This is a genomic window from Micromonospora sp. USAFONa4 (assembly GCF_057197825.1).
Genome location: NZ_CM170072.1, coordinates 1,693,213 through 1,711,948, shown reverse-complemented (window position 1 = coordinate 1,711,948; position 18,736 = coordinate 1,693,213). Strand labels below are relative to the sequence as shown.

Sequence of the window (18,736 nt, the reverse complement as noted above, 5' to 3'; positions counted from 1 at the left end):
GCCGGATGCCGGAGGACGTACGGGACACGGGAGTCGTCGCGGTCGCACCCGGGCCGGCCGGCACACCGCTGCTGACGTCGCGGCTGTGCCCCGCCCCGCCGCCGGAGCCGCTGGTGCTGCGGCCCCGGCTGCTGCGGGCGCTCGACGAGGGGACCGCCGGGCCGGTCACCCTGGTCCGCGCCCCCGCGGGGTGGGGCAAGACGACGTTGCTCGCCTCCTGGTTCCGGGCCGCCGGAGAGGCCGGCGCGCCAGAGGGCCGGGTGGGGCGGGGGCCGGTGACCGCCGCCGCCGGGGGGCGCCGGGACGACGGGCCGACCGGTGCCGCGCCGGGCGACTTCGGCGCGGCGGCGGGCGTACCGGCGGAGCCCCGCCGGCCCCGGGCGGCCTGGGTCTCGGTGGAGACCGGCGACGACGGGGACCGGCTCTGGTCCTACCTCGCGGCGGCGCTGCGCGCGGCCACCGGTCCCGCCGACGACGTGCCGGGGCCACCCGTGCCCGACCGGCCACCCCGCCCCGACCAGTTGGAGGTGCTGGCCGCGGCCCTCGCCGCCCGGGAACGGCCGGTGCTGCTGGTCCTGGACGACCTGCACCGGATCACCGACCCCGAGGCACTGGCCGGACTGGAGTTCCTGCTCCGCCACGCCGAGCAGCGGCTGCGGCTGGTGGTCGGCGCCCGTGCCGGGCTGCCGCTGGCCGTGCACCGGTTGCGGCTGGCCGGCGAGCTGACCGAGGTCGGCCCCGACGAGCTGGCCTTCGGCGACGACGAGGTCGCCGACCTGCTGACCGCGCACGGGGTGGCGCTGCCGGCGGCCGGGGTGCGCCGGCTGCGGGAACGCACCGGCGGCTGGCCGGCGGCGCTCCGCTTCGCCGCGCTGGCGCTACGCGGGCAACCGGATCCGGCCCGCTGGGCCGAGCAGTTCGGCGGCGACCAGCCGGACGTGGCCGGGTACCTGCGCGAGGAGGTGCTCGCGGGGCTCGACCCGGACGCGCGGGACGTGCTGCGCCGCTCCGCCGTCGCCGACGCGGTCTGTGCCGGCCTCGCCGACGCGTTGACCGGCCGGACCGACGCCGAGCAGGCGCTGGCCGGCCTGGCCGGCGACGGTGGGCTGCTGCGCCGCGACGACAGCCGCCCGCCCTGGTACCGGTGCCCCCCGCTGCTGGCCGACCTGCTGCACGCCGAGCTGGGCCGGCTGCCCGCCGACGAACTGCGCGACCTGCACCTGCGCGCGGCCGGCTGGTACGCCGACAACGGGCGGCCCGCCGAGGCGCTGCGGCACGCGCTCGCCGGAGGCGACCACGACCGGGCCGCCGCGCTCTTCGTGGCCCGCTGGCCGGAGCTGGTCCCGTACGACCGGGAGACGCCCGCCGACCGTCCGCCCGTGCCTCCGCCGCCGGAGGCCGTGCGCCGCGATCCGGAGCTCGGGCTGGCCTGCGCCGCCGAGCGGGCCCGGGCCGGCGACGCCACCGCCGCCGCCGGGCACCTGCGCGACGCCGTCGAGGCCGCCCGGACGCTGCCGGCGCCGCGCCGGGACCGGTTCCGGCGGTTGGCCACCGCGCTGGAACTCACCCTGGCCCGGCTGGCCGACGACCCCCAAGCGGTACGCGCCGCCGCAGCCCGGCTGCTCGCCACCCGCCCCGCCCCGTCCCCGGCGTCGCCCGACCTGCTCGCCGAGCCGGTGCCCGCCGAGCCGCGCGGCGCCGCCGCCGAGGACGCCGACGTGCGGGCGGTGGCCGGCGCCGCGCTGGGCCTGGCCGACCTCGCGGACGGGGACCTGCCCGCCGCCGGCCTCGCGTTCGCCCGGTCGCTCTCGGCGGCCCGGGAGGCCGGGCGACCGCGTACGGAGCTGGTCTGCGCCAGCCGGGCGGCCCTGCTGCACGCCGTGCGGGGCGAGCTGCGGGCCGCCGAGAACCTCGCCCGGGACGCCCTCGCCATGCCGCCCTGCCACGGCTGGTCCTGCCGGGAGGACTGCGCCCACGCGTACCTGGCGCTGGCCCTGGTCGCGCTGCACCGGGACCAGCCCGAGGAGGCGGCGGCGAACCTGGCGCTGGCCGCGCCCGCCACCGGCGAGCCCGTGGTGGGGGCGGTGGCGGCGCTGTGCCGGACGTACCTGCTGCGGGACGCCGGTGACCTGCCCGAGGGCCACCGGGTGCTGGCCGAGGCCCGGGAGCGGCTGGCCGACCGCCCCCGGGCCGGCGAGCTGACGCACTGGCTGCTGGCCGCCGAGTCGGACGTACGCGGGGCGCGGGGTGACCTGGGCGCCGCCCGGGACCTGCTCGGGCGGGCACCCGACGCGAGCGCCCCGCCGCTGGCCGTCGCCCTCGCCCGGGTGGAGTTGCGTGCCGGCGACCCGCGCGCCGCCGGGTATGCCCTGCCGGACTGGGAGTCGCCGGAGGCGGCCGGCTGGCCGCTGCCCGTACGCCTGGACGCCGCCGTGCTCGACGCGGTGCTGGCCGGGCGCGCGGGCGACGACCGGCGGGCCGGACGGCTGCTGGAGCGGGCTCTCGACCTGGCCGGGCCGGAGGGGTTCCGGCGGGCGTTCACCCGCGCCGAGCCCGGGGTCCGTGACCTGCTCGCCGCGCACCTGGACGCCGGTACCGCGCACTGGCCGACGGTCAGCGACCTCGTCCGGGGCGCCGACGCGCCGGCCGAGCGGGCCCCGGCGGAGCGGGGCACGGGGGCGCTGGACGAGCCGCTGACCGAGCGGGAGCTGACGATCCTGCGCTACCTGCAGAGCATCCTGTCCAACGTGGAGATCGCGGCCGAGCTGTCCCTGTCGGTCAACACGGTCAAGACCCACGTGCGCAACATCTACCGCAAGCTCGACGCCACCCGCCGCCGCGAGGCCGTCCGCCGAGCCCGCGCCCTCCACCTGATCTGACCCGCCCACCCGCCTGCCCACGGCCCCTCCGCGGTGATCATGAGGTTTGCGCCTTGGGAATGCGCATTCCAGTGCGCAAACCTCATGATCACCGACCCGGACGCGGCCCGGAGCCGGGTGGTCCGGGGGTGGTCGGTGGGTTACGGGGTGGCGGTGTCTACGGCCGTCAGGAGGTCCGCCAGGTCGTAGTCGCCGTCGTGGCGGGTGCCGTTGACGAACAGGGTCGGGGTGGCGTGGACGCCGCTGCGGATGCCGCCCACGAAGTCCCGCCGCACCCGGTCGCCGTGCGCCTGCCGCTCCACCTCCGCGGCGACCTCGTCGGCGGGCAGGCCGAGCTGCTCCATGCCGAGCGACAGGTGCACGGGGTCGAGCTGGTCCTGGTGCTCGTAGAGCCAGTCGTGCATCGCCCAGAACTGCCCGCGCCGGCCCGCCGCCTCGGCCGCCTCGGCGGCCTGCTCCGCGTACGGGTGCATGTTGGTGATGGGGAAGTGCCGGTACACCAGCCGCACCGTGTCGGCCCGCTGTCGCAGCAGCTCCCGCAGGTTCGCGTACGCGGCTCCGCAGAACCGGCACTGGAAGTCGGCGTACTCGACGATTGTCACCGGCGCGTCCACCGGCCCGCGGACGTTGTCGTGCCCGGTCACCGGGGTCCGCAGGCGGGCGGTGACCTGGAGTGGCGTGGTCATCGGGTCACCTCAGTCATGTCTCCCAGCCTTCTCCGTGACGGGGTGAGGGTGGCTCACCCCGCCCGGGTGGTCCGGCGTCCGGCTCAGCCCAGCACCGGGGCGACCGCGATGTGGTTCTGCACCTCGCGGATGCCCGGCGCGCACCAGACGGTCCGTTCCACCTCGGCCCGCTCCGGCATCGAGTGGACCAGCCCGCCGAGCAGCACGGTGTCGCCGTGCACCCGGACGGTGATCCGCTCCGCCTCGGTGGCCCCGTTGCGGGCCAGCGCGTCGACGATCCGTACCGCCAGGTCGTGCCCGTCCGGCCGGGTGTCCGGGCGGACGGTGATGCCGTTGCTGACCCCGCGTACGCCGGTCAACCGGGCCACGGCGCGTTCGGCGGCGCGGCGCTGGTACTCCCAGTCCACCTCGCCGTGCAGCGTGACCCAGCCGTGCGAGACGGTCACGTCGAGCTGCTCCAGGGGCACGAACGCGTCCCACTCCAGCGTGTGCCCGGCCGCGGCGGCGATGTCCGGATCGGCGCGTTCCGCGCCGGTGCCGAGGCGTACCGCCAGGTCGTTGGCGACCGCCCGGACCCGTGCCACCCGGTGCGCCGCCCGCTCGGCGGCCCACTTCTTGGCGTAGCTGTCCACCCGGCCGGTCAGCGTGACCACGCCCTCGGCGACCGTCACGCCGATCTCGTGCGGCCGTACCCGGGGTTCCCAGGTCAGCTCGTCGAGGACGGCCGACTGGATGTCCTGGTCGGTGCGGCTGATCGTCTCGGTGGCCATCTGTCACTCCTCACGGGATAGCTGCCGGCGCGTACGGGTCCGCCGGGACCGATCCTGGCGCTGGCCGGGGTGACGGCCCCTCACCCGACCCGGATGATCCTTGGGAGCGCTTCCAAGCGGCGCTCGGATCGGTTAGGGTAAGCGCGTTCCTCGGGTGCGGGAGCCGTCGCGCCGATGACCGGAGCCAGGGCAGCTCCGGCGCGATTCCGCACGCTCCCGTTGCCGGGTCCGGCCGTCACCACGTCGGCTCCCGGCGTCCGAACCCGGAAGGAACCGCAGATGCGCAGAAGTTACGCCGGCGCGGTCGTGTCCGCGTTGGTCGTCGCCGCGGCCGTCGTGGCGGCACCGTTCACCGCGGCCGGTGCGCCCACCGCCGCAGCCGCCGCCGAACCGTACACCTGGAAGAACGTCCGGATCGACGGCGGCGGCTTCGTCCCCGGCATCGTCTTCAACCCCACCGAGAAGAACCTGATCTACGCCCGCACGGACATCGGCGGGATGTACCGGTGGACGCAGGCCACGCAGTCCTGGACGCCGTTGCTGGACTGGGTCGGCGCCGACAGGTGGGGCTGGAACGGCGTGGTCAGCGTCGCCACGGACCCGGTGCAGACCAACCGCGTCTACGCGGCCGTCGGGATGTACACCAATGACTGGGACCCGAACAACGGCGCGATCCTGCGCTCGGCCGACAAGGGCGCCACCTGGCAGGTCAGCGAGCTGCCGTTCAAGAACGGCGGGAACATGCCGGGCCGGGGCATGGGCGAGCGGTTGGCCGTCGACCCCAACCGCAACAGCATCCTCTACTACGGCGCCGAGGGCGGCAACGGCCTGTGGCGCAGCACCGACTTCGGGGCGACCTGGGCCAAGGTGACCAACTTTCCCAACGTCGGCAACTACCGGGCGGACCCCAGCGACCCGAACGGCTACAACGGCCAGAACCAGGGCCTGACCTGGGTCAGCTTCGACAAGAGCACCGGTACGGCCGGCACCGCCACGCAGACGATCTACGTCGGCGTGGCCGACAAGGAGAACCCGGTCTACCGCAGCACGAACGGCGGCGCCACCTGGGAGCGGATCGCGGGGCAGCCGACCGGCTACCTCGCGCACAAGGGCGTCGTCGACCCGGTGGGCGGCTTCCTCTACATCGCCACCAGCGACACCGGCGGCCCGTACGACGGCGGCAAGGGCGACGTCTGGAAGTTCAGCCGCGCCACCGGCGCGTGGACGCGGATCAGCCCGGTCCCGTCCACCAGTACCGACGCGTACTTCGGCTACAGCGGCCTGACCATCGACCGGCAGCGGCCGAGCACGCTGATGGTGGCCACGCAGATATCGTGGTGGCCGGACGCGATCTTCTGGCGCAGCACCGACGGGGGCGCCACCTGGACCAGGATCTGGGAGTTCACCAGCTATCCGAACCGCTCCAAGCGCTACACGATGGACGTCAGCTCGGTGCCGTGGCTGACCTTCGGCAGCAACCCGTCCCCGCCGGAGGAGACCCCGAAGCTGGGCTGGATGAACGAGTCGGTCGAGATCGACCCGCACGACAGCAACCGCTTCCTGTACGGCACCGGCGCGACCATCTACGGCAGCACCGACCTCACCAAGTGGGACGCCGGCAGCCAGTTCACCATCAGACCCATGGTCAGGGGCCTGGAGGAGACCGCGGTGCTCGACCTGGTCAGCCCGCCGTCCGGGGCGCCGCTGGTCAGCGCGCTCGGCGACATCGGCGGCTTCCGGCACACCGACCTGGACGCCGTGCCGCCGATGATGTTCACCCAGCCGAACTTCACCAGCACCACCAGCCTGGACTACGCCGAGACGAAGCCGGCCGTGATGGTGCGCGCCGGCAACTTCACCGACGCGGACCGCCCCAACGACAGCCACGTCGCGTTCTCCACCGACGGCGGGGCCAACTGGTTCCAGGGCAGCGAGCCGTCCGGCATCAACAGCGGCGGCACGGTCGCCGCGTCGGCCGACGGCAGCCGCTTCGTCTGGGCCCCGGGGGACGCCGGCCAGCAGGTGGTGCACTCGGTCGGGTTCGGCAACTCGTGGACCGCGTCGACGGGCATCCCGGCCAACGCGACGATCGAGTCCGACCGGGTCGACCCGAACAAGTTCTACGGCTTCAGCGGCGGCAGGCTCTACGTCAGCACCAACGGCGGGGCGAGCTTCACCGCCTCGGCCGCCGCAGGCCTGCCCAGCACCGGCAACGTCAAGTTCAAGGCGCTGCCCGGCAGGGAGGGCGAGCTGTGGCTGGCCGGCGAGGGCGGGCTGTGGCGCTCCAGCGACTCCGGGGCCACGTTCACGAAGCTGGCCGGGGTGAGTACCGCCGGCAACGTCGGCTTCGGCAAGGCCGCCCCGGGACGGACCTACCCGGCGCTGTACCTGTTCGGCACCGTCAACGGCCAGCACGGCGTGCACCGCTCGGACGACACCGGCGCGAGCTGGGTGCGGATCAACGACGACCAGCACCAGTACGGCAACGCGGGCGAGGCGCTGACCGGCGATCCCCGGGTCTACGGCCGGGTCTACCTCGGCACCAACGGTCGCGGCATCCTGGTGGCGGACCGCCTCGGCGGCACGCCCGACCCGACGCCGACCACCTCCACCCCGCCCCCGACGACCCCGCCTCCCACGACGCCGCCCCCGACCACCCCGCCCCCGACCACACCGCCTCCGACCACCCCGCCGCCGACCAGCGGTTGCACGGCGACGTACCGGGTGACCGGCTCCTGGCAGGGCGGCTTCCAGGGCGAACTGGTGGTCCGCAACGCCGGCAGCGCGGCGATCGCCGGCTGGACGGTGGGCTGGACCTTCCCCGACGGTCAGCAGATCACCCAGCTCTGGGGCGGCACCCACACCCAGACCGGGGCGACCGTCTCCGTCCGTGACGCCGGCTGGAACGGCGCCCTCGGTGCGGGCGCCACCGCCACCGCCGGCTTCCTGGCCAGTACGGCCGGCGCGAACACCGCCCCGACCACCGTCACCTGCACCGCCCGCTGACCGCCGCGCTCCGCCGACCGCGCACCCCCGTCCCACCAGGGGCGGGACGTGCGCGGTCGTGCGGAGCGGCCGCGCGGCCCGGGTCTCCTACCGGCGCCGACGGGCTCCGGCTGCCCCGTTCCGGTCGGCACCGCCTCCGGTTCGTGGCCGGAAGGGAGGCGGGATACCCGGCACGCACCGAGAGGGCCGGTGTCCCCGCAAGCCATAGGCTCGGAGCTTCGCCCGTCGAAGGAGGGATCCTCCGTGAGTCCGATCAGGACGGCCTACCTCACCGCCGCGCGCTCGGCGGTGGACCTGCTCGCCGACCCCGCCGTAGCAACCCGCTGGGACGAACCGAGCGCCCTGCCCGCGTTCGGCGTGGGGGGCCTGGCCGGCCACCTCGCCAGCCAGGTGCTCGGCGTCCCCGCCGTGCTGGCCGCAACCGTCCCCGCCGGCGACCCCGTGGGACTGCTCGACCACTACGCGCGCAGCACCTGGCTCGGCTCCCCGGTCGACGCCACGGTGAACGTCGCCATCCGCCGCGCCGGTGACGGCCTCGCCGCCGACGGCCCGGCCGCTCTGGTCGACCGGTGCGCCGCCACACTCCGCGAGTTGACGGACGTGCTGGCGGCGGAGCCGTCCGATCGGGTCGTGCACGTCGCCCGTGGCCCGTGGTCGCTCACCCTGGACGACTACCTGGCCACCCGGCTGATGGAACTCGTCGTGCACGCGGACGACCTCGCGGTCAGCGTCGGTGTGCCCACCCCGGAGCTGCCGGCCGAGACGGTCGGCCCGGTGCTGACGCTGCTGGCCCGTCTCGCCGTACGCCGGCACGGGCAACCGGCGGTGCTGCGCGCCCTGAGCCGGGCGGAACGGGCCCCGGCGAGCGTCGCCGCCCTCTGACACCACCCCTTGCAGGGCCGCGAGCCTTCAGAAAACAGGCGCGGGCCCCGGCCGACCTCGATGGTCGACCGGGGCCCGCGCGTCGCGAGCGGGTGCCGGACCGGTCAGCCGTCGAGGCCGACGGGGGAGTTGGGTCGGTCGACGTCGACGAACTCGATGTCGTCCATCGCCCGGTCGCCCCGGCTGCCGGCGGCCCGCGCGGCGGTGCCGGCGGCCCAACCGATCGCCGCGCCGACCAGCGTGGCGCCGATCAGCAGCGTCCAGGGCAGCGCCGGCCGGCGGCCGGCGAGCGCGTCGAAGGCCTGGGTGGCCCGGCGCCGGGCCTCGTCCGCCGCCGATCCCACCAGGTCGCCGGCCTCGTCGGCGAGACCGGAGCCGCCCCGACGGGCCGAACGGGCGGTGTCGCGGACGCTGTCGCTGGCGGAGCTGACCGCCGAGACCAGGTGCTGCCACGCCTGGTCCGTGATCCGCTCGGGCTTGCTGCGGCGGTCCAGCAGGTTGCTTCCGAACATGGTGGTTACCTCCTCGGGGCCGAAGCGGGCGGCCATTTCGACTTCGGCGTCGCACCGGCGTGTGACGGTTCGCTCGTTTCCGCCTGTGCCCCGTGGGGCTGCTCCGCAAACCCCGTGTCGCGGGTGCGGCGGCCCGGGCGACGTTGGCCGGCGGCGCGCGGGCCCGGCGTCAGCGGACGGCGACCGCCACGGTCACGCCCCGCGCGAAGTCGTCGTCGCCGTCGTCGTCATCGTCGCCCCCGCCACCGCCGAACCCGCAGGCCAGTACGAGGGCCAACAGCGCGCTGACGCCGGCCAGCGCGGCAAGTCTCCTGAGCATCGATCGTCCTCCCGGTCGCAGTCGTGTCTCCGAGCCGATGCTAGGCAGAACGGGCAAGGCCCGGGGCCGAAGCGGAGCGGGCCACGCCGGGGGCCGGCTGTTGGGCGGTGCCGGCGGGAGCCGGCTACCCTGGGGCGCGACGTGTCAGCGGCAGCTGATCGTTGGTCGGACAAAACGTCAATAGTCCGGATAAGGGCGACTTGCTGTGCCCTGATCCGCGAATTGCTCATCCCGAGGGGTGGCGACCGAGGCCGTCAGAGGAATACTCTCGGTCGCGGCCCGCGTACTGATGAGGCGCCCGTCGGACGGGCGAGTGGAGGTGCTCGCGTGAGCCTGTCGATCGTGAAGTCGGTCCTGCCCGGTGGTGTCATCGAGATCGCCCCGCGGGGTGAGATCGACGTCGACACCGCGTACGAGGTGCGCGAGGCGATCGCCGAGGTCCTGACCAAGGGGCGCCCCGGTCGGATCGAGCTGAACATGCGGCTCGTCACCTTCATCGACTCGGTGGGCATCAGCGCGATGGTCGCCGGCTTCCAGACCGCCGAGGTGAGCGGCGTCAAGCTCGTCGTCACCGAGCCGAGCCGCTTCGTGCACCGGCAGCTCTGGGTGACCGGCCTGCTCGGCCTCTTCGGCGCCCCCGAGCCCTACTACGCCGGCGCACCGACCCCCGAGGTCCTCCCGGGCGCCTGACCGCCCCGCCGTCGGCCGCGAGGTCGGAGGCGGACCGCTCAGGCGTCGCCGAGGCCCGACAGGTCGACGTCCGCCACCTCGGTGACCGCGCGGATCGCCGTCACCGAGGCGTACCCCTCGGCCAGCAGCGCCAGGTCGGTGCCGGGCTGCACGGCCTGCCCCGGCTCCTCCAGCGACGTGCGGACGAAGCCGTGCCCGGCCTCCGCCACCGTCATCTGCACCTGGCCGAAGGTGGCAAGCGTGCCCCGGCGCACCCCGCGCAGCCGGCCGTGCGGCAGGTCCGGCGCGTTCACGTTGAGCACGCTCTCCACCGGCCCGGCGGTGAGCCGGGGCAGCAGGTCCAGGGCGACCCGGGCGGCCGTCGGCCAGTGCCGCTCGGCGTCGCGTACCCGGGCGGCGGCGGCCACCGCGGCACCCCCGCTGGCGGCCGTGGCCTCCCCGGCCGAGAGCACGTCGAGCGAGACGGCCATCGCCCGGCAGCCGTTCGCGGCGGCGGTGAAGGCCGCACCCACCGTGCCCGAGTGCAGCACCGCGCGTCCCGCGTTCGCGCCCCGGTTGATGCCGGACAGCACCACCGCCGGCGGAGGCCCGAAGGCGCCGTGCACGGCGATAAGCGCGATGAAGCCGGGGGAGCCGCCGACCGCGAACGCCGGCACCCCCGGCACCTCCGGCAGCGGGTGCTCGTGGACCACCACCTGCCCGTCGCGCTCCACGGCGGTCATCGCGGCGCTGGTGCCGCTCGCCTCCTCCAGCGGCGCGGCGACGACCACGTCCAGGCCCCGGTCCGCCGCCGCCCGCGCCAGCGCCTGGATGCCGGGCGCGGCGATCCCGTCGTCGTTGGTGACCAGTACCCGCAGCGTCATCGCTCGGCCGCCCGTTCGGCCAGTTCGTCGGGGCTGGTCCGCTCCTGCGGCCGGCTGCCGGCCGGTACGAGACGCACCCGGTCGACCAGGCCGGTGATCGAGTCGAGCCGGCCGGTGCCCAGGCCGTGCCGGGTCACGTTCAGCGCGCCGGCCGCCGCGCCGGTACGGATCGCGGTGCGCACGTCGCCGCCGCGCGCCACCACGGCCGCCACCCCGGCGGTCATCGAGTCGCCCGCCCCGCGCGGGTCGGCCGCCTCCAGCCGGGGCATCTCGACCTCGAAGACCTCGCCGTCGACCAGGGCGAGGGCGGGCTTGTCGGCCCGGCTCACCACCACGTTCTCCGCACCGCCGTCGTGCAGGTCGTACAGGGCCCGGGTGAGCTGCTCCTCGTCGTCGCCGTCGGCGCGGCCGTCGGCGATCAGCTCCTCGTGGCTGACCTTGAGGAAGAAGACGCCGCTGTCCAGCACGGCGTCGAGGTGCTCGCCGCAGAGGTCGACCACCACCCGGCTACCGTTGGCCCCCAGGTCGGCGGCGAACCGCCGGTAGAGGTCGGCCGGGACCAGCGACGGCTCGTTCGGCCCGCTCAGCACGCTGACCGTGGCGCGCAGGCCCTCGCCGAGCGCCAGGTTGTAGAGCTCGTCCAGCTCGTGCCGGCTGAGCGGCTGGCCGGGCACGTCCACGATCTCCTGCCGGGAGCCCTCGCGGCGGTCGTGCACGTACCCGCCGCTGCCGGAGTCGCGGACCACCACCTTCAGGTGCACGCCCTCGCTGACCAGCAGCGGCTCCAGCACCTGGCCGATCTCGCCACCGAGGGCGGCGCAGAGCACCACGTCGACGCCGAGCGACATCACCATCCGGGCCTGCCAGACGCCCTGCCCGCCGGGGTGCAGGTGCAGCTCCGGCGCCTCGCTGGGCTGGTCGACGGTCACCGTCAGCCGGGGCGTGGGCGCGAAGACCATCACGTGCCCGCTCATCCGTCGTACCCGTTCATGCGCCATCCTCCGCCGGTCGACACGTACCGTGACCATCCATCAGCTGACCGTAGTGGGGTCGGCGGCCGGACGTCCGGACTCCGGGCGGGATCGGCGCGGCGTTGCCAGGGCGCCCGGCATGCGCGACGATCGGGCGACCACCGACGCTGGGGAGACGGCGTGCTCAGGCGAAGTTCCTTCAGCTACACCGTCCAGGCGTGCTGCTCCCTCGCGGAGGCCGCGGCGCTGCTCGCCGACCCCACCCGGCAGGAGGACCTGCACCCGCTGATCGTCCGGGTCCGCCGGGTTCCGCCCCGTCCTGGCGCGCGGGCCAGCTACGACATCACCGATCGACTGGCCGCCGGGCCGGTGCGCCTGCCGATCACCTACCGGGCCGACGTCCTCGTCGTCGAGCCCGACGAGATCGTCACCGTGGCCCGGCAGTGGCCTGCCACCACGGTGCGCAACCACACCCGGCTGCGGGCGGAGCCCGACGGGGTGGTCCGCATCGAGGTCGAGATCACCCTCGCCGCGCCCGCGCCGCTCTTCGGCTACGCGTTCCGCCAGGCCCGCGCCGCCCACCTCGGGCTGGCCGCCCGCCTCGCCACGGCCCTCGACACGAGCCCGCCCGGGTCGCCGGCCGGCTGACCGCCGGACGGGCCGGCCGCGGTGAGCCGGAGGCGAAGGACGCCGTCGCGCCCCGGTCACCCGCGACGGGCGGGGCACCGGGGCGCGGGCGTCAGTAGACCGACAGGTGCACGTGGTTGGTGTGGTCGCTGGACGGGTCGCCGTTGGCCCCGCTGTACGACTTCCAGCCGCTGCTGGGGAGCCAGATCTGCCTGTACCAGATCACGTAGAGCACGGCGAGCCGGTCGGCGTTGCGCACGAAGTACGCCGACAGGTTGTTGCCGTACGTCCGGTCGCCGCCGGTGGCGTCGCCGCCGAAGCCGCCCTTCTGAGCCGCAAAGTCGCAGGCCCGGCCCTTCGGGTGTTCGCCCGAGCCACCGGGGCGGTAGCAGGAGACGTAGCGGGTGAAGCCCGCCGCCTTGGCCTGGTTGAGCGCGTGCAGGGTGCGCGGCGTGATGCAGCCGTTGGCGGGGGTGGGGTCGTTGACGCTGCACGACTCGCGCGGCCAGGAGCCGTCGGAGTTGCGCGGGGCCGCCTTCGCCGTCTTGCTGGAGGTGCCGCCCGGCGAGGTGCCCGCCCCCGTGGACTGCTGCCGCTGTTGCTGCTGCTCGCGGTTGGCGACCGTCAGCGCCCGCTCGGCCTGCTCCTTGCGCTTGGCCATCACGGTGACCTGCTTGCGCTGCTCCCGGATCTCGCCGTCCAGGGCGAGCTTGGTGCGGGTGGCCTGGTCCCGGGTCTCCTGGAGTTCGCGCAGGGCCCGGTCCTCCTTGGCGGCCACCGCGTCGAGGGCGGCGGCGCGGTCCATGAAGCCGTCCGGCGAGCTGCTGTTGAGTAGGGCGGACGCCACGCTGAGTCGGCCGGTGCGGTAGGCCGCCCCCGCGATCTCGCCGACCCTGGCGGTGTGCGCGGCCAGCTCGACCTCGGTGGTCTTGAGCTGCGCGGCGAGCTGCTGCTGCCGCCTGGCCGACGTGTCCAGGGCGCGCTTGGCGTCGAGGTAGCCCTTGCTGGCGGCCTCCAACTGGGCCCGCAGGGCGGGGGTGCCGCCCTCCTCGTCCTGGCCGGGGGCCGCCGCGAGCAGTCCGGCCCGGGTGGCGGCCGCCGCCGGGGCGGCGGTGACCGGGGCCACCGCGGCGCCGAGGGCGAGCATCGTGGCGATCAGGGCCGCCGTCCGGGCGGCACGTCGTCGTACAGGTGCCATCACTGGCATACACGTGTCCTTCCGTCAGCCGCCGACCGGGTTAGCTGACGGGTTCGGGACGGAAGATCCCTACCGCTGAAGCGGATGCACCCCACGAACATGGTTCCCCGGTTCGCCCCGCCGGGCGATTAGGCGGCGGCCACCGCCGGCACCGGTGGGTGCCGCCTGGCGGAGGCCGAAGCCGAGCCTACCGGTGCCGGTGTGACTGATGCAGCGCAGGTGACGCAGGGTGTACGTCCACTAACAGTCAAATCCGGCATAAGCGCACAATACTCTCCCAGATTTAAGGTTGTCCTCATTACCACTCAAGCGACCCGCAGGCCCCGCGCGACGCTCCGGGCTCGATCTGCAACGTGGCGTGCTCGATGTGGAAGTCGTCGTGCAGCGCGGCCCGGGCGGCGCCCAGCACCGCGCCGACCTCCGCGCCGGGTGCCATGGTCAGGTGGGCCGAGGCCACCTCCATCCCGGAGGTCAGCGTCCAGACGTGCAGGTCGTGCACCTCGGCGACGCCGGGCACGGCGGCCAGTCGGTCGTGCACCGCGGTCACCTGGAGGTGCTCCGGCGCGGCCTGCACCAGGATGCGCAGCGCGGCCCGCCCGAGCCGCCAGGTGCGCGGCAGGATGAGCACCCCGATCGCGACCGCCACCAGTGGGTCCGCCCACCACCAGCCGGTGGTGGCGATCAGCAGCGCGGCCCCGATCACGCCGAGTGACCCAAGCAGGTCGCCGAGCACCTCCAGGTACGCGCCGTGGACGTTGATGCTCTCCTTCGCCCCGGAGCGCAGCAGCGCGAAGGCGCCGATGTTGGCGAGCAGGCCGAGCACGGCGACCACCAGCATCGGGCCGGCCAGCACCTCCGGCGGGTCGCCGAAGCGGCGTACCGCCTCGATCACGACGTAGACCGCGACGCCGCAGAGCAGGGCGGCGTTGGCCAGTGCTGCCAGTACCTCCAGCCGGTAGAGGCCGAAGGTGCGCTGCGGGTCGGCGCCCGCCCGCCGGGTCGCGGCGATCGCCGCGAGCGCCATGCCGATGCCGAGCACGTCGGTGAACATGTGCCCGGCGTCGCTCAGCAGGGCCAGCGAGCCCGTGCGGAAGGCCGCCACCGCCTCCACCACCATGAGGCCGGCGAGCAGCCCGAACGCCGCCCAGAGCCGGCCCCGGTGGCGGTGCGCGGCATTCGCCACCGACCCGTGATGGTGGTCATGACCTGCGCCCACGCGCCCACCCTCCGTCAGGCGTCCGGATTCACGTTCAATCTATGCTCACATCGCTATGTATGCAAGTAACGGCAGCTCAGCCGATCGGGTCGACGGTGGTCAGCCGCTGGGTGGCCCGGGACAGCGCCACGTAGAGCGTCCGCACCCCCGACCCCGGGTCGGCCCGGATCTCGCCCGGGGCGACGAGGACGACCCCGTCGTACTCCATGCCCTTGGCCTCCAGGCTGGTCACCACCTGCAAACGCGGCGCGCCGAGCCCGCCCAGCCAGCCGGCCACCTCGTCGCGGCGCGGCACCGGCGTGATCACCCCGACCGTGCCCTCGACCTCGGCGAGCAGCGCGCCGGCCGCCGCCACCACCGCGGCCTCCAGCTCCCCCGGCGGCACCGACAGCGCGACCGGGTCGACGCCGGTGGAGCGCACCGCCCGGGGCAGCGGCAGGTCCGGGTGCAGCCGGCGGATCTCGGCCGCCGCCACCGCGAAGATCTCCGCCGAGTTGCGGTAGTTCGTGGTGAGGGTGAAGTGGTGCCGCTTGCGCCGGCCCAACGCCTGGTCCCGGGCCCGGTGCAGCTCCTCGGGATCCCCCGTCCACGCCGTCTGCGCCGGGTCGCCCACCACCGTCCATGAGGCCAGCCGGCCCCGCCTGCCGATCATGCGCCACTGCATCGGCGAGACGTCCTGCGACTCGTCGACCACCACGTGCGCGTACTCCCGGTAGTCGTCCGGGCGTTCCCGCGCCGCCTCGCGGGCGGCGCGCTGCCGGTCGGCGAAGGTGCTCAGCTCGCGGACCCCACCGGCCAGCTGGAACGGGTCCCGCTTCGCCCGGGCGGGCTTCATCGGCTTGCCGAGCAGCGCGTCAAGCTCGTCGAGCAGGGCGATGTCGGCGATCGTCAACCCGGCGGCGTCGAGGCTGCGGTACGCGTCGGTCAGCAGCCGGATCTCGGCGCGGGAGAGGATCCCCTCGGCGTAGCGGTGCAGCCGGTCCGGACGGGCCAGCCAGCCCAGCACGTGCCGGGGGTGCAGCCGGGGCCACCACGCCTTCAGGAACTCCCGGAACTCCGGCCGCTCGGCGATCTCGTCCTCGAACGCGCGCTGCTCGGGCAGCCGGCCCACGCCCAACCTGCGGGCCTGCGCCCACAGCGCCGCGAAGACCCCGTCGAAGCCGGCCCGGCGCACCTCGTTGCGGCGGGCGCCCCGGGGCATCGCCCGATCCCGGATGCCGTCCAGCTCGCGGCCCTCCAGCCGGAGCAGCTCGCCCCGGTAGAGCAGGCGCAGCTCGGTCGGGCCGCCCGGCACCGCGTCCCGGACCGCCCGCTCCAGCACCCGCCGCATCCGCAGCGAGCCCTTCACCGCCGCCACCGCCGGCGGATCGGTGCGGGTGGCGGTCAGGCCCGCGAAGAGGGTGCCCAGCGAGTGCAGGGTGGCGGTGTCCTCGCCGAGCGAGGGCAGCACCGAGGCGATGTACTCGACGAAGACCGAGGACGGGCCCACCACCAGGATGCCGCCGCCGGCGAACCGGCTGCGGTCGGAATAGAGCAGGTACGCGGCCCGGTGCAGGGCGACGGCCGTCTTCCCGGTGCCCGGACCGCCGGAAACGATCGTCACGCCCGAGCCGGGGGAGCGGATGGCCTCGTCCTGCTCCCGCTGGATGGTGGCGACGATGTCCCGCATCCCCCGGCCGGTGGCCTTCGACAGCGTGGCCAGCAGCGCGCCGTCGCCGACCACCGCCATGTCGGCGGGCGCGGCGACCGGATCGAGCAGGTCGTCCTCGATCCGGGTGACCCGCTCGGCGGAGGACTGGATCGTGCGCCGCCGCACCACGCCCAGCGGCTGCGCGGGGGTGGCCTGGTAGAAGGCGGCGGCTGCCGGGGCCCGCCAGTCGACCACCAGCGTGGACGCGTCGTCGTCGCGGATGCCGAGCCGCCCGACGTGCAGCACCTGCCGGTCGAGCAGGTCCAGCCGGCCGAAGACCAGGCCCTCGTGCTCGGCGTCCAGCATGTGCCGCCGCCGTGCGGCGTGGAACACCATCGCGTCCCGTTCGACAAGCGCCCCGAAGTTGCCCACCCGGGCGAGCCGGTAGCCCTCCTTCTCGGCGCTGACCGCCGACCGGCGCAGCTCGGCCAGTCGGGCGTACACCCGGTCGAGATGCCGCTGCTCGACGGCGATCTCCTGTTCCAGGGTGGTCTGGTCGGTCACCGCTCGCTCCTCCTGACGTCGGCGGCGGGCGGCGCGAACCGTGCGAACCGCGCCAGGCCAACCGCAAGAGGGTACGGCCCGCAGGCAACCAGCGGCGCCACCGGTGCGGGAAAGGAACCCGCGTCACGCCCGCAGGGGCCGCGACGCGCTCCCCGCCGGGCCCGGTCCAGTCCGCGTGGCGCTTCCCGTCGGGCCCGGTTCAGCCCGTGCCGCGCTCTCTGCCGGGCCCGGTTCAGTCCGCGCGGGTGGCGGCGGTGGCGCCCGCCCCGGGGGCGGTGAGCACGCGACGGAGCACGCCGCCGAGCGCCGCGTTGACCTCGTCGGGGCGTTCCATCATCAGCATGTGCCCGGCACCCGGGCAGACGGTCAGCTCGGTCGCCGGCAGCGCGCCGGCGATCGACTCGGCGCAGGGCGGCGGGGTGAGCCGGTCCCGGTCGCCGACCAGGGCGGCGGCCGGCAGGTGGGCCAGCGCGGCGAGGGTGTCCAGCCGGTGCTGCGCCCCGATGGACGCGCGGAACCCGCCGATCGAGCGGAGGGTCGCGCGGGCCACCGCCGAGGTGACCAGCCGGATGTCGTGCGGGTCGCAGCGGTCGCCGAAGAGCATCCAGCGGATGCTGGGACGCAGCGCGCGCAGCAGCGCCCGGGGCGGTCGCCAGGCCCCGCACCGGGCCAGCACGCCGGCCCCCGTGGTCTCGGCGAGCCGGATCAACCGGGCGATCCGGGGCGAGAGGCCGTACGCCGTGTGCGTGTGCCCCTCGGCGGTGGTGGAGACGAAGACCAGCCCGGCCGTCCGGGCGGCGAAGTGCGCGGGGTGGCGGTGCGCGTACTCCATGATCGTCATGCCGCCCATCGAGTGGCCGACCAGCACGACACGCCCGGCCGGGGCCACCTCGTCCAGCACCGCGGCGAGGTCGTCGCCGAGCTGGGCCACGGTGGCGGTGGGCAGCGCCATGCAGCTCGACCGGCCGTGGCCGCGGGCGTCGTAGGTCACCACCCGCACCGCGTCGCCGAAGCGTTGCCGCAGGTCGGCGAGCTGCCGGTGCCAGGCCCGCCCGTCCAGCGTCCAGCCGTGCAGCAGCACGACGGTGACCTCGGCATCGGCTGGTCCTACCGCCTCGACGTGCAGGCGTACGTCGTCGGGAAGACGTACCTCGACGTGCTCCGACATGGTCACCCCCCCAGGGCCGCACAGAACCGCAACACCGGGGATACCCGGTGGTAACACCGGCTACCCGTCATGAGACCACGGCAACCATGTCGGTGAGAAGGTTCGCAACCCGCTCCGGGCGGCCGGCGGGCCCGCCAAGCTGGGGGCATGGGGTCGCCCCGGGCCGCGCTGGCCGAGCTGCTCGCCGGCAACCGCCGATTCGTCAGCGGCCAGCCGGTGCACGGCCACGACGTCACCGCCGCCGCGGCGGCTTCGGGCGACCAGCAGCCGTACGCGGTCCTGCTCGGCTGCATCGACTCGCGGGTGCCGCTGGAGGCGATCTTCGACCAGACCTTCGGCTCGATCTGCGTGATCCGCACCGGTGGGCACGTACTGGACCGGGCGGTGCTCGGCTCCATCGAGTACGTGGTCGGTGAGCTGGACGTGCCGCTGGTGATGGTGCTCGGGCACGAGCGGTGCGGCGCGGTGGCCTCCGCCGTGGACGCGTTGCGTGGCGGGCGGTCACCGGGCGGCGCGCTGGCCCACCTCGTCGAGCAGATCGCCCCGGCGGTGACCGAGGTGGGCATCGACGACCCCCGGGTGCACCCGATGGCGGTCCGCCGGCACGTGCTCCGTACGGTCGCCGCCCTGCGCGCCGACGACCGGCTCGCCGTCCCGGTCGCCGCCGGCCGGCTGACGGTGGTCGGTGCCCTCTACGACCTGACGACCGGCGAGGTCACCCTGCTTGAGCCTTAGAAAAGCTCTCCGCCGCGTTG

16 protein-coding genes and 1 riboswitch are annotated in these 18,736 nt (G+C 75.0%); of the genes, 6 read left to right on the top strand and 10 right to left on the bottom strand.

All coding sequences use genetic code 11. The features are described 5' to 3' along the window. The first annotated feature begins 5 nt into the window (after positions 1 to 5). Complete coding sequence (locus tag AC0OO9_RS07015) at positions 6 to 2,879, top strand: winged helix-turn-helix domain-containing protein (protein ID WP_484516416.1); 2,874 nt, start codon at positions 6 to 8, stop codon at positions 2,877 to 2,879. Between the two features lie 140 nt (positions 2,880 to 3,019). Here AC0OO9_RS07015 and AC0OO9_RS07010 read toward each other — a convergent pair whose 3' ends face one another. Beyond that, positions 3,020 to 3,565: a DsbA family protein gene (locus AC0OO9_RS07010; protein ID WP_484516414.1), complete on the bottom strand. Its 546-nt coding sequence runs from the start codon at positions 3,563 to 3,565 to the stop codon at positions 3,020 to 3,022. An 83-nt stretch (positions 3,566 to 3,648) separates the two neighbouring features. Next, a complete protein-coding gene (locus AC0OO9_RS07005; protein WP_484516413.1) occupies positions 3,649 to 4,335 on the bottom strand; it encodes a BON domain-containing protein in 687 nt (228 codons plus the stop codon). Between the two features lie 279 nt (positions 4,336 to 4,614). Between AC0OO9_RS07005 and AC0OO9_RS07000 the strand changes: the two genes are divergently transcribed. After that, positions 4,615 to 7,341: a cellulose binding domain-containing protein gene (locus AC0OO9_RS07000; protein ID WP_484516411.1), complete on the top strand. Its 2,727-nt coding sequence runs from the start codon at positions 4,615 to 4,617 to the stop codon at positions 7,339 to 7,341. A gap of 243 nt (positions 7,342 to 7,584) precedes the next feature. Continuing rightward, positions 7,585 to 8,223 (top strand): maleylpyruvate isomerase N-terminal domain-containing protein, encoded by a 639-nt coding sequence (locus AC0OO9_RS06995; protein WP_484516410.1) that lies wholly within the window; start codon positions 7,585 to 7,587, stop codon positions 8,221 to 8,223. Between the two features lie 104 nt (positions 8,224 to 8,327). On the opposite strand, the gene AC0OO9_RS06990 is transcribed toward AC0OO9_RS06995, so the two are convergent. Beyond that, positions 8,328 to 8,735, bottom strand: a complete 408-nt coding sequence (locus AC0OO9_RS06990; protein ID WP_121400322.1) for a hypothetical protein — start codon at positions 8,733 to 8,735, stop codon at positions 8,328 to 8,330. Positions 8,736 to 8,904: 169 nt separating this feature from the next. Continuing rightward, a complete protein-coding gene (locus tag AC0OO9_RS06985; RefSeq protein ID WP_311411905.1) occupies positions 8,905 to 9,054 on the bottom strand; it encodes a hypothetical protein in 150 nt (49 codons plus the stop codon). Between the two features lie 327 nt (positions 9,055 to 9,381). On the opposite strand from AC0OO9_RS06985, the gene AC0OO9_RS06980 reads away from it, so the two are divergent. After that, positions 9,382 to 9,744, top strand: a complete 363-nt coding sequence (locus AC0OO9_RS06980; protein ID WP_088998998.1) for an STAS domain-containing protein — start codon at positions 9,382 to 9,384, stop codon at positions 9,742 to 9,744. A gap of 38 nt (positions 9,745 to 9,782) precedes the next feature. On the opposite strand, the gene surE is transcribed toward AC0OO9_RS06980, so the two are convergent. Both surE and AC0OO9_RS06970 read right to left on the bottom strand, forming a co-directional pair. Next, on the bottom strand, positions 9,783 to 10,607 hold the full coding sequence (gene surE / locus AC0OO9_RS06975) for a 5'/3'-nucleotidase SurE (RefSeq protein WP_132237184.1): 825 nt from the start codon (positions 10,605 to 10,607) through the stop codon (positions 9,783 to 9,785). Beyond that, the gene (locus tag AC0OO9_RS06970) at positions 10,604 to 11,581 is read right to left on the bottom strand and encodes a 1-phosphofructokinase family hexose kinase (protein ID WP_484516406.1); all 978 of its coding nucleotides are present in this window, start codon (positions 11,579 to 11,581) and stop codon (positions 10,604 to 10,606) included. Before AC0OO9_RS06970 ends, surE begins: the two co-directional genes overlap by 4 nt. A 177-nt stretch (positions 11,582 to 11,758) precedes the next feature. Here AC0OO9_RS06970 and AC0OO9_RS06965 point away from each other — a divergent pair, with 177 nt between their 5' ends. Then, a complete protein-coding gene (locus AC0OO9_RS06965; RefSeq protein WP_484516405.1) occupies positions 11,759 to 12,226 on the top strand; it encodes an SRPBCC family protein in 468 nt (155 codons plus the stop codon). A 91-nt stretch (positions 12,227 to 12,317) separates the two neighbouring features. On the opposite strand, the gene AC0OO9_RS06960 is transcribed toward AC0OO9_RS06965, so the two are convergent. From AC0OO9_RS06960 to AC0OO9_RS06945, 4 genes are all read right to left on the bottom strand, one after another. After that, the gene (locus tag AC0OO9_RS06960) at positions 12,318 to 13,403 is read right to left on the bottom strand and encodes a coiled-coil domain-containing protein (RefSeq protein WP_484517872.1); all 1,086 of its coding nucleotides are present in this window, start codon (positions 13,401 to 13,403) and stop codon (positions 12,318 to 12,320) included. A 13-nt stretch (positions 13,404 to 13,416) separates the two neighbouring features. Next, positions 13,417 to 13,548: riboswitch (cyclic di-AMP (ydaO/yuaA leader) on the bottom strand. A 153-nt stretch (positions 13,549 to 13,701) separates the two neighbouring features. Continuing rightward, positions 13,702 to 14,619: a cation diffusion facilitator family transporter gene (locus AC0OO9_RS06955; protein WP_484516403.1), complete on the bottom strand. Its 918-nt coding sequence runs from the start codon at positions 14,617 to 14,619 to the stop codon at positions 13,702 to 13,704. A 76-nt stretch (positions 14,620 to 14,695) separates the two neighbouring features. Then, on the bottom strand, positions 14,696 to 16,813 hold the full coding sequence (locus AC0OO9_RS06950; RefSeq protein WP_484516401.1) for a HelD family protein: 2,118 nt from the start codon (positions 16,811 to 16,813) through the stop codon (positions 14,696 to 14,698). A gap of 232 nt (positions 16,814 to 17,045) precedes the next feature. Further along, a complete protein-coding gene (locus tag AC0OO9_RS06945) occupies positions 17,046 to 17,981 on the bottom strand; it encodes an alpha/beta fold hydrolase (RefSeq protein WP_484516399.1) in 936 nt (311 codons plus the stop codon). A gap of 147 nt (positions 17,982 to 18,128) precedes the next feature. On the opposite strand from AC0OO9_RS06945, the gene AC0OO9_RS06940 reads away from it, so the two are divergent. Then, the gene (locus AC0OO9_RS06940) at positions 18,129 to 18,716 is read left to right on the top strand and encodes a carbonic anhydrase (RefSeq protein WP_484516397.1); all 588 of its coding nucleotides are present in this window, start codon (positions 18,129 to 18,131) and stop codon (positions 18,714 to 18,716) included. Positions 18,717 to 18,736 lie beyond the last annotated feature (20 nt).

Coding starts and splice junctions, on each gene's coding strand:
- AC0OO9_RS07015 (WP_484516416.1), top strand. CDS start 6: ATGCCGGAGGACGTACGGGACACGGGAGTCGTCGCGGTCGCACCCGGG.
- AC0OO9_RS07010 (WP_484516414.1), bottom strand. CDS start 3,565: ATGACCACGCCACTCCAGGTCACCGCCCGCCTGCGGACCCCGGTGACC.
- AC0OO9_RS07005 (WP_484516413.1), bottom strand. CDS start 4,335: ATGGCCACCGAGACGATCAGCCGCACCGACCAGGACATCCAGTCGGCC.
- AC0OO9_RS07000 (WP_484516411.1), top strand. CDS start 4,615: ATGCGCAGAAGTTACGCCGGCGCGGTCGTGTCCGCGTTGGTCGTCGCC.
- AC0OO9_RS06990 (WP_121400322.1), bottom strand. CDS start 8,735: ATGTTCGGAAGCAACCTGCTGGACCGCCGCAGCAAGCCCGAGCGGATC.
- AC0OO9_RS06985 (WP_311411905.1), bottom strand. CDS start 9,054: ATGCTCAGGAGACTTGCCGCGCTGGCCGGCGTCAGCGCGCTGTTGGCC.
- surE (WP_132237184.1), bottom strand. CDS start 10,607: ATGACGCTGCGGGTACTGGTCACCAACGACGACGGGATCGCCGCGCCC.
- AC0OO9_RS06970 (WP_484516406.1), bottom strand. CDS start 11,581: ATGAGCGGGCACGTGATGGTCTTCGCGCCCACGCCCCGGCTGACGGTG.
- AC0OO9_RS06960 (WP_484517872.1), bottom strand. CDS start 13,403: ATGGCACCTGTACGACGACGTGCCGCCCGGACGGCGGCCCTGATCGCC.
- AC0OO9_RS06945 (WP_484516399.1), bottom strand. CDS start 17,981: ATGTCGGAGCACGTCGAGGTACGTCTTCCCGACGACGTACGCCTGCAC.
- AC0OO9_RS06940 (WP_484516397.1), top strand. CDS start 18,129: ATGGGGTCGCCCCGGGCCGCGCTGGCCGAGCTGCTCGCCGGCAACCGC.